A 12,146-nucleotide genomic window follows, 5' to 3' on the forward strand; every position below is an offset into this window, starting at 1 on the left:
CCCTTTGATCATGAGCGATGTACTATTTGGCGAATTCGGCTCCATCCCAAGGCAATTCATGATCATAAAATCCTTCATAATCAAATGACTCTTTGAAATTATGAATAAGATTTTTTGTTGCTGAATTACCGTAAATAAAACATGAGTTTTTATCTCTTATTCCCCAGGGCTCATTGCTTTGTTTCATTGTATTAATAACCTGGGAGGAGATGACATAGTTCTTTTTCATATTAGTGGAACTCCTTTTAATCTAATGGCTAAGGGAGCATTCTACTTCTAGGTTGCATAAATTTTTCTGGTACATAGAGATCGTAATTATTAATGTGACAGTATTCTTCCAATTGATAACTGGAATGCACACCAATCCGTTTATATATACGTGAAATATGGGTTTCAACGGTACGGTAGGAAATATTTAACATTTTACCTATTTGCTTACTGGTATGCTTTTGTAACAGGAGGAAAATTACATCCCATTCCCGTTGAGTAAAGAGATCGGTTGGTGGCTGGAACATAATAGATGCCGGCAGTTTTCTATGAAATGGCCGGGTGAATGAGAAATCCTGAGCTTGCCAGCCATGATATATGGTACCTATACAGTTTCCGTCTTCATGATAAAAAGGGTATTTTTCAAAAAAATAGGAAGAAAGAATTTGTTCTTTTCCAAATGCATGTGTTATAAGCAGGCATACTCTTTCGTCTTTTTCCATCACTTTTTGATCATGAGCGATGTATTCTTTGGCAAATTCGGCCCCATCCCAGGGTAATTCATGATCATAAAGCCCTTCAAAGTTAAAAGAACATGAAATATTGAGAAGACTTTTGCATGTCTGATTGACATAAATGTGGCATGAGTTTTTATCCTTTATTGCCCAGGGGGCATTGCTTTGTTCCATTGTATTAATAATTTGAGGTGAAATAATGAGTTTATTATCCATGTTATTACTCTTTTTTTCTCTAATCTTAAAATTAGGTTTCTGATGTTTAATCTTATAATCAATTTAACTCACGATTACCTCATATACCTAGAGTAATTCATGATCATAAAATATTATATAATAAAATAGTTTTTTAAAGTTACGAATAAATATTTTTGTAGCTGAATTACCGTAGATAAAATTTGAAGAACTATCCATTATTCCCCACGGTTGATTGCTCATTTCTATTGTGTTAATAATCTGAGGCGATATTGAATAGTTCTTCTTCATATTAGTAAAAGTTCCTTTGTAATCTAAGAGTTAAAGAAACATTCTGGTTTCTGGATGCACAAATCTTTCTGGTACATAGAGATCATAATCATTTGTGCGACAATACTCTTCCAATTGATGACTAGAGTGAACGCCAATGCGTTTATATATGCGTGAAATATGGGTTTCAACCGTACGATAGGAAATATTTAACATTCTACCGATTTGCTTGCTGGTATACTTGTGTAACATAAGGAAAATAACATCCCATTCCCGTTGAGTAAAGAGATCGGTCGGTGGCTGGAACATAATATTTGCTGGTAATTTTCCATGAAATAGCCGGGTGAATGAAAAATCCTGAGCTTGCCAGCCATGATATATCGTTCCCATACAGCTTCCATCTTTATAATAAAGAGGGTATTTTTCAAAAAAATAAGAAGAAAGAATTTGTTCTTTTCCAAAAGTATGAGTTAAAAGTAGGCATACTCTTTCTTCTTTTTCCATCACCTTTTGATCATGAGCGATGTACTCTTTGGCGAATTCGGCTCCATCCCAGGGCAATTCATGTTCATAAAGTCCTTCAAATTCAAATGAACTTGAAAAATTCTTAAGAGATTTTAATGCTAAGTTACCATAAATAAAGCATGAGTTTTTATCTTTTATTCCCCAAGGATCATTACTTTGCTTTAATGTATTAATAACCTGAGATGAAATAATTAATTTATTGTCCATGTTATCACTCCTCTTTTCTCTAGTCTTAAAATTAGATTATTAACCTTATAATCAACTTAACTCCAAACTACCAATAGTGACGAATCTTGCTGGAATATAAAGGTCAAGTTTATTTTCTCTACAGAAATCTTTTAATTCTGCATGTAGTGGTAAATTGAATTTTTGGTAAATTGATTGAATATGATTAACCACATCTTCGGTACTTATCATTAACTCTTCACCGATTTTCTCTTCATCTAATGAGCGTAGAGTTAGAAAGAGAACTTCCCATTCAGTTTGCGTCAATTTGTCATTAGGCGCGATAAATTCCAATGTTGCCGGAGGGGTTTTTTCATAATAGTAAGCAGTAGAAAAATTTTGGGTTTTGCACATATGGAAAGTGATCCCAATACAATTGCCATCTTCATCACAAAGTGGATATTTATTACAAAGATAGATTTGTTTAATCTTATGTTTTTCAAATGGATGCGTTTCTAGTGAAGTAACGCGTTGCATTGTTTGAATAACTTTTTGATCCTGACGGTGGAATTCTTTTTCATATTCTGCAATAGGCGAGGGTAATTCACCTGTTGAAAGCCCGGTAATATCGAAATCTTCCGGTAAATTGAGGAGTTGATAAAAGGCGGAATTAGCGTAAATAAATCTTGATTGAAGATCTTTAGCTCCCCAGGGTTCGTCACTGTTTTCCCACATATGAATTAATTGTGGGGTGATATTATTAGGTCTGTTTTTTATATGTTGCATTGGTGACTCCTGAATAATTATTTCAGTTGCTATCTGACAAGTTTGTTAACTAATTATACTTAAAATGCCTTAGTCATATAATAGAATATAATAACTTGTTCGTCAAAATACATATATTTATTAATTAAACCTTTTATTGTTATATAATGGTATTTTTAACTTGAATGAATATAACGTAAAATACTATTTTTGTATAAAACATTTTAGTTTGCTTACTAAACAATAAAATTAATGAATTAGACTTCTAAGTCATAAGTAATTAAGTGATGTAGGTCAAAAACTTTCTGCCATTAGCCGAAGTATGAGGGAGCAGTTGTTATAACGATGATCGGTAATAGAATGAAAAAGAAGGTGTTATCTTTGGGACAGAATAACGGCGAAAAAATGGCATTTAATCGGAATAATATTCGATCAATTAAAGAATGCTTTTTAAACGGCATATACGGGCCATCGTAATTCGGTAAAATATATTTTGGAATTGTCAGAATAATCAACTATATGAAGTTTTCAGTCTAAAAACTGCGTTTGAATTTGCTGACTGCTGACAATAGCTATTCTTAAATAAAATTAAGGTTAGGTAAATTCTATAAAATTAAATTTTTGAAGAATAATTAAATAAAAAACTTACTTAAAATGGTATAGCTCAAGATATAAAGTTGTATTTCAAATTCCACTTAGATGTTTATCGCAATCGTGTTCTTACCCCATTTCCCGTGTTTTTATCAGTGATTTTCTGTTTTGGCAGTGCCGGTGAAGTAACGTCAAAGGTTATATCCTGATCATTTCTATCCTTAATATGCCGTTGGTGTATACCCGTCATCTTTCAAGTTGTCTCTTTGTTGGCTGCACTCGCTCACCCCAATCACATAGTTTGCTATGCTCCCAAAGATTCACTCCCTTGCCGTCGCGATTCATCTTGAAATCCATAGGGTATATATTTTGATTTCTTAAACTAATTAAGTTAAATGACTTTAATCATGAAAAACTATTTAAATGTCACTTATCCCTATACCTGTAAAAACAAAACTCCTTTACTAAATATAGGTCATTAAAATAAAATAGCAAATTATATTCCCACATCTATTTTTAATGACATGGTTATTGTATTCTCAATTATAACATTCATAAAATAAACAGCAGTCATTTTTATATTTAATTTAAAGAATAATTATAGAAAATAAAAAATAATTTAAAATTATTAACTACAACATTATCAGAAAAAATAAATCACTTGAATATCACTGAACTTACACAATTTCCAACACCGATAAAAATACCAGATAAGTTAAATTCACACTACACAGACTGTGACTTATCCCACCATGACACACCATTATTTTCCTCTAAAGGCCGTCTTGCTATCAGATCGGGATGAACGAAAGAAAAAATAACTTATTCCTGTCTCAGATCATATTTTTGTAATTAAATCTGACAAAATACCCTTTCATATCAAATTTACCTCACCTAGAACTCGCTATACTTAATCCAATACAAATAGTAATAAATAGCTGCCCTTAATCGTTAAAGCACCAGATTTTACCTACAAAATTTTGCTATATAAAAAATAACAACAACATTGTAGGAAAGTTACGACGATTTTGCTCACTCATTAATTTCACTTAAACAATGGAGAAGCACAGTGCAAATCTTTAATGCCGATCTCGCGATTATCGGAGCCGGAGGCGCTGGCCTACGTGCCGCAATTGCCGCCGCTGAGGCCAATCCTCAAATGAAGATTGCTCTGATCTCAAAAGTTTACCCAATGCGTAGCCACACTGTGGCAGCAGAAGGTGGATCAGCAGCCGTCACCCAAGCTCACGACTCCTATGACTTCCATTTCAACGACACGGTATCCGGAGGTGACTGGTTATGTGAGCAAGATGTTGTTGAATATTTCGTCGAACATTGCCCGACAGAAATGATCCAGCTAGAGCAATGGGGCTGTCCGTGGAGCCGCAAAGAAGATGGTTCCATCAACGTGCGTCGTTTTGGCGGTATGAAGATAGAGCGCACCTGGTTCGCCGCGGATAAAACTGGCTTCCACATGTTGCATACGCTATTCCAAACCTCCCTTAAGTACCCTCAAATCCAACGCTTTGATGAACATTTTGTCCTCGATATTCTGGTGGATGAAGGACAAGTACGCGGTCTGATTGCACTAAATATGATGGAAGGCGCCAAAATTCAGATCAGAGCTAGTGCCGTTATTATGGCAACCGGTGGCGCAGGCCGTGTATACCGTTACAATACCAACGGCGGTATCGTGACCGGTGATGGCATGGGCATGGCATTCCGTCATGGCGTACCACTGCGTGATATGGAATTTGTTCAGTATCATCCAACCGGTCTGCCAGGTTCCGGTATTTTAATGACGGAAGGTTGTCGTGGCGAAGGCGGAATTCTGGTCAATAAAGATGGCTACCGCTATTTACAAGATTATGGCCTCGGCCCTGAGACGCCATTAGGCAAACCTGAAAACAAATATATGGAACTGGGTCCCCGTGACAAAGTTTCTCAGGCTTTTTGGCATGAATGGCATGCCGGTCGTACTATTTCAACTCCGCGTGGCGATGTGGTTTATCTCGATCTACGCCATTTGGGAGAGAAGAAATTACTTGAACGCCTGCCCTTCATCTGTGAACTGGCAAAAGCATATGTCGGTGTTGATCCCGTTAAAGAGCCTATTCCGGTCCGACCTACAGCACACTACACTATGGGCGGTATCGAAACTGATCAGAAATGTGAAACCCGCATTAAAGGGCTGTTCGCTGTCGGCGAATGTTCTTCTGTTGGCCTGCATGGCGCAAACCGCCTCGGTTCTAATTCTCTGGCTGAATTAGTAGTCTTTGGCCGTCTGGCGGGTGAAGAAGCGGTAAAACATATCCAACAAACCAAACCCGTTAATGACCGCCCATTGGATGCCCAAGCACGTGATGTAGTCGCTCGTTTAAACAACTTACTGAAACAGGAAGGAACGGAAAGTTGGTCGAAGATCCGTGATGAAATGGGGATCTCGATGGAAGAAGGCTGCGGTATCTATCGCACCCCAGAACTCATGCTAAAAACGATCGATAAGATCGCTGAACTAAAAGATCGCTTCAAACGGGTGAGAATCACCGATAACACCAATGTGTTCAACACGGATCTACTGTACACCATTGAGCTTGGCTTTGGCTTGGATGTCGCTGAATGTATGATTCACTCAGCGATAAGCCGCAAAGAATCTCGCGGCGCTCATCAACGTTTGGATGAAGGTTGTACCGAACGCGATGATGAAAATTTCCTAAAACATACACTCGCTTTCTATAACTCTGGAGGTGTCCCTCACCTGGAATACAGCGATGTAAAAATCACCAAATCCACACCGGCAAAACGTGTATATGGCGGTGAAGCCGCAGCACAAGAGAAAAAACATCAGGAACAGGAGAATGGTTGATATGAACACCCTGAGAATGGAGGTCATGCGCTATAACCCGGAAAGTGACCATAAACCCAATTTTATAACCTATGAAATTCCTTATGATGAGCAGACTTCTCTACTTGATGCTCTAGGCTACATTAAAGACAATCTCGCTCCTGACCTCTCTTACCGCTGGTCTTGCCGTATGGCTATCTGCGGTTCTTGCGGCATGATGGTTAACCGCGTGCCGAAACTGGCCTGTAAAACTTTTCTGCGTGATTATCCTCAAGGAATGAAAGTTGAAGCGTTGGCTAACTTCCCTATCGAACGTGACCTGGTAGTAGATATGACCCACTTTATTGAAAGTCTGGAAGCTATCAAACCATACATCATCGGGAATGACCGTCAACCTACTGAAGGCCCAAATATTCAGACTCCAGCACAGATGGCGAAATATCATCAATTTTCCGGCTGTATCAACTGTGGCTTATGTTATGCCGCCTGCCCTCAATTTGGTCTGAACCCTGAATTTATCGGCCCGGCGGCAATCACGCTGGCTCATCGTTATAACCTCGACAACCGCGACCACGGTAAAAAAGAGCGCATGCCCCAACTTAATAGCCAGAATGGGGTATGGAGCTGTACATTCGTTGGTTACTGTTCTGAGGTCTGTCCGAAACATGTCGATCCCGCAGCGGCTATTCAACAAGGCAAGATCGAAAGCGCGAAAGACTTCATGATCGCCATGCTAAAACCGCAATAAGGGAAGGAGAAAGTAATGACGACTAAACGTAAACCTTATATCCGCAGCATGGCGCCCAACTGGTGGCAGAAACTGAGCTTTTATCGCTTCTATATTCTGCGTGAAAGTACCGCAGTGACAACTATGTGGTTTAGTATCTTACTGATATACGGTCTATTCGCTCTAAAAGGCGGCGCACAAAGCTGGGATGCATTTGTCACGTTTCTACAAAATCCCGTCATCTTGCTGATTAATATCATCACTCTGCTAGGTGCTCTGCTGCATACTAAAACTTGGTTCGAACTAGCGCCGAAAGCAGCTAATATAGTGATAAAAAGCGAAAAGATGGGACCTGAGCCTATAATCAAACTGCTATGGGCCGTCACTATTATCGTCACCACGATTATCTTAGGTATAGCCTTACTTTAACCCCAAGGAGGATCTCATGAATCAAATACCTAAACGTTCCGATGAACCGATTTTTTGGGGATTATTTGGTGCCGGTGGTATGTGGGGCGCAATTGTAGCGCCAGCCATTATTTTACTCGTAGCCATCCTTTTACCATTAGGAGTAGCGCCGGAAGCGTTAAGCTACGCACGAATTCTGGCTTTCTGTCAGAGCCTTATTGGTCGTGCGTTCCTATTACTGATGATCATTCTACCGTTATGGTGCGGTTTACACCGTATCCACCACGGTATGCATGACCTGAAAATTCATATTCCCGCAAGTAAATGGATTTTCTACGGCTTAGCAGCAATCCTGAGTGTTGTCGCTATCATCGGCGTTTTTGCTCTGTAAAGGACGTCTGGAAGGTGAAAAACTGGCGGCATTGAAAATTGCCCGTTCAATGCCGGATATCGGTATCGAACGAGAAACAGTGATGAAAAGTCTCTATTTCTTGATTAAAAAATATTGCATATAAAAACTGCACTGCCAAAGTGTGAAGCCTTTGGAGTGCAGTTCAATATTAACTGGACAATTTCAGGCCGATAATACCGGCGATAATCAGAACAAAGCTTAGGATTCTGGCAAAACTTGCAGATTCACCGAACACGATAATGCCAAAAATGGCAGTGCCCACTGCGCCTATTCCAGTCCACACTGCATAAGCTGTACCTATTGGTAAACCTTTCATAGCATAAGCAAGCAGCCCCATACTCAGCGCCACAGCACTGGCTGTAATAAGGCTCGGCATCAACCGGGTGAAACCATGTGTATATTTCAGGCCAACCGCCCAGACGACTTCGAATAAACCAGCAATAACAAGCACAAACCAGGACATATCAAAGCCCCATAATAATTGAGAGGTCGTCCCCAGAAAACGGTAGCATATCCAGGCCGTCCCGGATAACCATTAGAAATAGAGGCAAATTATAGTCGCGAAAAATTGCAGTATCAATAACACAGCATTATGCGCTAAAAAGAAAAACCACAGTCTGTTGCCAGAACTGTGGCTTTTATTGAATACAGTCGATGGTTATTTTACGCGGGAAACGTATTCGCCAGAACGGGTATCCACTTTAATCACTTCACCGATTTGAACGAACAAAGGTACTTTAACCACGGCGCCAGTGCTCAAAGTTGCGGGTTTACCCCCGGTACCTGCGGTATCACCTTTCAAACCGGGATCAGTATCAGTGATCTCTAGTTCAACAAAGTTTGGTGGAGTTACAGAGATAGGCTGACCATTCCACAGTGTCAGGATACATTCAGCTTGTTCAACTAACCATTTCGCGTTATCGCCAACGGCTTTTTCATCAGCAGCTAATTGCTCGAAGGTTTCGTTATTCATAAAGTGCCAAAACTCACCATCGTTATACAGGTAAGTCAGGTTCATATCCATCACGTCGGCAGATTCCACAGAATCCGTAGATTTGAAGGTCTTTTCCAACAGTTTACCGGAAATTAGCTTACGAATACGGACACGAGCAAACGCCTGGCCTTTACCCGGCTTCACAAATTCACTTTCAAGAATAGCGCACGGCTCGCCATCTAACATGATTTTAAGACCTGAACGGAATTCATTGGTACTATAAGTAGCCATGGAGATCCTCTTTATAAACAAAATGGCTTAGCCAAAAAATGGCGCACATTATAACCCCAAAGATCATCATCAGAGAAGACTGGTTGAAACAACTGACAGATGTTATTACCGATCCTGATGAATTATTACAATTATTATCTTTAGATAAACACCCGACATTGAGTAAAGGTAGCGACGCACGTCGCCTGTTTCCATTACGGGTACCCAGAGCTTTCGCTGCCCGTATGCAAGTAAACGATCCTAATGATCCGCTGCTGCTTCAGGTTATAACGACACCGGAAGAATTCACGCTTACGCCGGGTTTTTCTACCGATCCTCTGGATGAACAGCGCAGTGCTGTCCCCGGTCTATTACATAAATACCGTAACCGCGCATTATTGTTGGTTAAAGGAGGATGTGCAGTTAATTGCCGTTATTGCTTCCGCCGTCATTTTCCATATGAAGATAACAAAGGCAATAAACGCAATTGGCAGCAAGCATTAGATTACATTCAGCAACATCCTGAACTTGATGAGATTATCTTCTCTGGCGGCGATCCTTTAATGGCAAAAGATCACGAACTTGACTGGTTAATCAGCAATCTGGAAAAGATTTCCCATATCAAACGACTGCGTATTCACACTCGTCTGCCTGTGGTTATTCCTGCCCGGATCACAACAACGCTTTGTGATCGGCTGGCACAATCGAGATTACAGGTGCTCATGGTGACACATATCAATCATGCTAATGAGATCGACCAATCCTTGCGGAACAGTATGATGTTGCTGAAACAAGCAGGTATTACATTACTAAATCAAAGCGTGCTGTTACGCGGTGTCAATAATCATTCTGATACTCTGGCTGATCTGAGCAATGCTCTGTTTGATGCAGGTATTCTGCCTTATTACATTCACGTGCTGGATAAAGTACAAGGAGCCGCTCATTTTATGGTCAGCGATGAAGAAGCCAAGGAGCTTATTCGGGAATTGCTGACAAAAATTTCAGGTTATTTAGTACCACGTCTGGCAAGGGAAATCGGTGGAGAACCGAGTAAAACGCCTATTGATTTGGGATTAAAACAAAATTAACAAAAAATTCATGCCCGGATACTTTTCAACCGGGCATATCACTCAAATTCTGAATGCTATTACTGGCACTTATAGACCTGACCAATCATCTTACTGTCTAGTGGAGCAAAGCTAGATAACAGACTTTCACTCGGACTGGTCACCCCATAAATCACATTTCCCCCCATGACTGCGGCTTTATTGCGTAAATCATTGGCTGCCCCACGCATTGAGCTGCTTTCATTACTTACACCAGTCATCCAATTGCTTTGCGTACCTGTTACTTCACCTAATAGCTGACATTCGCTGCCCGGCTTAGTGTCAACAAATCGAACCTGTGAACCTTCAGAAGTTAATTGGTTAGTGGTTGTACACCCAGCCAACACTAACAATACCGAAGCACTGAGCAAAACTTTAATTCGCATGTTTTTCCTCACTCATTGTTGGAAATTCGACAATTAATCATCAATATACCTTGTTGTGCACCAATATCGCAAAAAATAATTTAATAAAGTCATCCTTTAGGTAAAGTGTTTAGGTCAAGAATCTTTTATACCAAGGTGAATCCAGTAAAAAATAGGGAAAATAATCGAATAAATAACACGAATAAACTCAATAAATTACTTTTCCCATAAAAAAGTAACTCACTAATCAGGCCATTGGTTATCTACCCAAAAGATCTTTTATTCATTATATTAATTACCTGATAGGATATTCATAATACTATAATCACCAAAACTAACATAGATTATAAATTTTCCTATATCTCTCTTAATTTAAAAAATCCATCTACAATATTAAAAGCATAATGTAAATATTTAACCAATTCGTTAGCTCCCAAGAAAGTCTTAAATAAATTTACAATATACCCTATGGATTTCAAGATGCATCGCGACGGTAAGGGAACGAATCCCTAGGAACATAGATAACTATGTGACCGGGGTGAGTGAGCGCAGCCAACAAAGAGGCAACTTGAAAGATGACGGGTATAAATTCAATTCCGATGTTGCGAATGATATTAAACTTAACATCACCTCATTAAAAATACGATTAGAACACCTTTCAGCAGTTTTGAATTGGTAATATCTCACGACAATTTTCTATTAAGTCATTATCTGATGTTATATTCCATAAAAATTCCACTTACTAAGATGGCTTAGATATTATATTCATGTGGATTTTTTATATATAAATAATTATGCTTTTTTAACACGGATTTAATTTGGATACCGATATTCCATTAACACCACAATAACACTCGATCAAATGTTTTCGTGGTGTCAATTTTATGGTTATTGCTATCCATCACCAATATGGATGTGCTCTGTTAGATAGTCGAGAAATACTCGTACTCGTGATGGAAGTTGTCTACCTGTTCCGACAAAAACGGCATATATTTCTTCTTGATCGCCAGGATTATAGTTCTCAAGTACAGGTAGCAACAAACCAGCCTGAATATCAGCATTCACATGGAAACGGGCCAGTCGAGCTAGACCAAGCCCTGCTAGCGCAGCTTTACGCATGGTTTCTCCATCACCAAGCAACAAGTTCCCTGAAGGCAATTGTTGCACCCATTCTTCCGAACCGATGAAAGGCCAAGCTTTCACATGGCGGGTGAAACCAAAACCAAGTCGATTATAACGACCCAGGTCGCCAGGCGTAGCGGGCATTCCCACTCTTTCAAGGTATGAAGGAGATCCTACCACAACCATTCGACTTGATCCCAACCGGCGCACCATGAGACATGAGTCGTCCACAGGAGGACCGGTACGAATTGCCACATCGCTACGATCATCAAGTAAATCCACTACCAAGTCACATAATGAAATGTCGAGTGTGATCTCCGGGTAGCGTTGCAGGAAATCCGGTAATAAAGGCATCAAGCAATGTTTTCCAAACGCAACATGACAATTAACACGTATCCGTCCACACGGCGCTGTTCCCTGATTTACTTCTTGTTCTACGGCTATGATGTCCTCCAAAATCCTGACACTACGCTCATAGAAAACAGAACCCTCAGCCGTTAATTGGAGTTTACGTGTTGTTCTATTCAACAGCCGTACACCAAGTCGCATTTCCAGTCGATTAATAAGCTTACTGACCGCTGATGGCGTCATGTCGAGCTTGCGAGCAGCGGCTGAGAGACTTTCCGATTCAATTACCTGAACGAATACAGCCATTTCTGTAGATCGATTAAATTTGTGCATAGATATTTGAATTATTTTCCAAAATCCTATGAATAAATGAATT

General features: G+C 39.7%; 13 protein-coding genes and 1 pseudogene. 6 read left to right on the forward strand and 8 right to left on the reverse strand.

Translation table 11 applies throughout. From position 1 onward, the window contains the following. Window positions 1-25: 25 nt before the first annotated feature. The 4 genes and pseudogenes from V2H77_RS18485 to V2H77_RS18500 form a co-directional block, all read right to left on the reverse strand. Window positions 26-229 (reverse strand): annotated as a pseudogene (locus V2H77_RS18485) (helix-turn-helix transcriptional regulator); the annotation flags it as partial. A gap of 28 nt (window positions 230-257) precedes the next feature. Next, complete coding sequence (locus V2H77_RS18490; RefSeq protein WP_341499973.1) at window positions 258-938, reverse strand: helix-turn-helix transcriptional regulator; 681 nt, start codon at window positions 936-938, stop codon at window positions 258-260. A 300-nt stretch (window positions 939-1,238) separates the two neighbouring features. Then, window positions 1,239-1,919: a helix-turn-helix transcriptional regulator gene (locus V2H77_RS18495; RefSeq protein WP_341499974.1), complete on the reverse strand. Its 681-nt coding sequence runs from the start codon at window positions 1,917-1,919 to the stop codon at window positions 1,239-1,241. Between the two features lie 51 nt (window positions 1,920-1,970). Then, window positions 1,971-2,663, reverse strand: coding sequence for a PAS domain-containing protein (locus V2H77_RS18500; RefSeq protein ID WP_341499975.1), 693 nt, complete (start codon window positions 2,661-2,663; stop codon window positions 1,971-1,973). Window positions 2,664-4,302: 1,639 nt separating this feature from the next. On the opposite strand from V2H77_RS18500, the gene frdA reads away from it, so the two are divergent. From frdA to V2H77_RS18525, 5 genes are read left to right on the forward strand one after another with little or no spacing between them, the layout of a single operon-like run. Beyond that, window positions 4,303-6,099 (forward strand): fumarate reductase (quinol) flavoprotein subunit, encoded by a 1,797-nt coding sequence (frdA, locus tag V2H77_RS18505; protein WP_341499976.1) that lies wholly within the window; start codon window positions 4,303-4,305, stop codon window positions 6,097-6,099. Next, window positions 6,092-6,826: a succinate dehydrogenase/fumarate reductase iron-sulfur subunit gene (locus V2H77_RS18510; protein WP_341499977.1), complete on the forward strand. Its 735-nt coding sequence runs from the start codon at window positions 6,092-6,094 to the stop codon at window positions 6,824-6,826. The genes frdA and V2H77_RS18510 overlap by 8 nt, the downstream gene beginning before the upstream one ends. 15 nt (window positions 6,827-6,841) lie before the next feature. Then, window positions 6,842-7,234 carry a fumarate reductase subunit FrdC gene (frdC, locus tag V2H77_RS18515; protein ID WP_341499978.1) on the forward strand — a complete coding sequence of 131 codons (393 nt, stop codon included), beginning with the start codon at window positions 6,842-6,844 and terminating at the stop codon, window positions 7,232-7,234. Window positions 7,235-7,250: 16 nt separating this feature from the next. Continuing rightward, on the forward strand, window positions 7,251-7,604 hold the full coding sequence (gene frdD / locus V2H77_RS18520; RefSeq protein ID WP_341499979.1) for a fumarate reductase subunit FrdD: 354 nt from the start codon (window positions 7,251-7,253) through the stop codon (window positions 7,602-7,604). Beyond that, on the forward strand, window positions 7,594-7,728 hold the full coding sequence (locus V2H77_RS18525; protein WP_341500046.1) for a hypothetical protein: 135 nt from the start codon (window positions 7,594-7,596) through the stop codon (window positions 7,726-7,728). The genes frdD and V2H77_RS18525 overlap by 11 nt, the downstream gene beginning before the upstream one ends. Window positions 7,729-7,773: 45 nt before the next feature. On the opposite strand, the gene sugE is transcribed toward V2H77_RS18525, so the two are convergent. Next, complete coding sequence (gene sugE, locus V2H77_RS18530; RefSeq protein ID WP_088373786.1) at window positions 7,774-8,088, reverse strand: quaternary ammonium compound efflux SMR transporter SugE; 315 nt, start codon at window positions 8,086-8,088, stop codon at window positions 7,774-7,776. 195 nt (window positions 8,089-8,283) lie between these two features. Beyond that, a complete protein-coding gene (efp, locus tag V2H77_RS18535; RefSeq protein WP_036776062.1) occupies window positions 8,284-8,850 on the reverse strand; it encodes an elongation factor P in 567 nt (188 codons plus the stop codon). A gap of 38 nt (window positions 8,851-8,888) precedes the next feature. Between efp and epmB the strand changes: the two genes are divergently transcribed. After that, the gene (gene epmB / locus V2H77_RS18540) at window positions 8,889-9,917 is read left to right on the forward strand and encodes an EF-P beta-lysylation protein EpmB (protein ID WP_341499980.1); all 1,029 of its coding nucleotides are present in this window, start codon (window positions 8,889-8,891) and stop codon (window positions 9,915-9,917) included. Window positions 9,918-9,976: 59 nt separating this feature from the next. On the opposite strand, the gene V2H77_RS18545 is transcribed toward epmB, so the two are convergent. Together V2H77_RS18545 and V2H77_RS18550 are read right to left on the reverse strand one after the other, a co-directional pair. Continuing rightward, window positions 9,977-10,321: a DUF4156 domain-containing protein gene (locus V2H77_RS18545; protein ID WP_265380186.1), complete on the reverse strand. Its 345-nt coding sequence runs from the start codon at window positions 10,319-10,321 to the stop codon at window positions 9,977-9,979. Between the two features lie 873 nt (window positions 10,322-11,194). Further along, on the reverse strand, window positions 11,195-12,076 hold the full coding sequence (locus tag V2H77_RS18550) for a LysR family transcriptional regulator (protein WP_341499981.1): 882 nt from the start codon (window positions 12,074-12,076) through the stop codon (window positions 11,195-11,197). Window positions 12,077-12,146 lie beyond the last annotated feature (70 nt).

The organism is Photorhabdus sp. P32, assembly GCF_038085095.1.
Classification (GTDB): Bacteria; Pseudomonadota; Gammaproteobacteria; order Enterobacterales; family Enterobacteriaceae; genus Photorhabdus; species Photorhabdus luminescens.

What these genes read in the sequence shown, in the direction of transcription:
- V2H77_RS18490 (WP_341499973.1), bottom strand. Translation starts at nt 938, where the DNA reads ATGGATAATAAACTCATTATTTCACCTCAAATTATTAATACAATGGAA.
- V2H77_RS18495 (WP_341499974.1), bottom strand. Translation starts at nt 1,919, where the DNA reads ATGGACAATAAATTAATTATTTCATCTCAGGTTATTAATACATTAAAG.
- V2H77_RS18500 (WP_341499975.1), bottom strand. Translation starts at nt 2,663, where the DNA reads ATGCAACATATAAAAAACAGACCTAATAATATCACCCCACAATTAATT.
- V2H77_RS18510 (WP_341499977.1), top strand. Translation starts at nt 6,092, where the DNA reads ATGGTTGATATGAACACCCTGAGAATGGAGGTCATGCGCTATAACCCG.
- frdC (WP_341499978.1), top strand. Translation starts at nt 6,842, where the DNA reads ATGACGACTAAACGTAAACCTTATATCCGCAGCATGGCGCCCAACTGG.
- frdD (WP_341499979.1), top strand. Translation starts at nt 7,251, where the DNA reads ATGAATCAAATACCTAAACGTTCCGATGAACCGATTTTTTGGGGATTA.
- sugE (WP_088373786.1), bottom strand. Translation starts at nt 8,088, where the DNA reads ATGTCCTGGTTTGTGCTTGTTATTGCTGGTTTATTCGAAGTCGTCTGG.
- efp (WP_036776062.1), bottom strand. Translation starts at nt 8,850, where the DNA reads ATGGCTACTTATAGTACCAATGAATTCCGTTCAGGTCTTAAAATCATG.
- epmB (WP_341499980.1), top strand. Translation starts at nt 8,889, where the DNA reads ATGGCGCACATTATAACCCCAAAGATCATCATCAGAGAAGACTGGTTG.
- V2H77_RS18545 (WP_265380186.1), bottom strand. Translation starts at nt 10,321, where the DNA reads ATGCGAATTAAAGTTTTGCTCAGTGCTTCGGTATTGTTAGTGTTGGCT.
- V2H77_RS18550 (WP_341499981.1), bottom strand. Translation starts at nt 12,076, where the DNA reads ATGGCTGTATTCGTTCAGGTAATTGAATCGGAAAGTCTCTCAGCCGCT.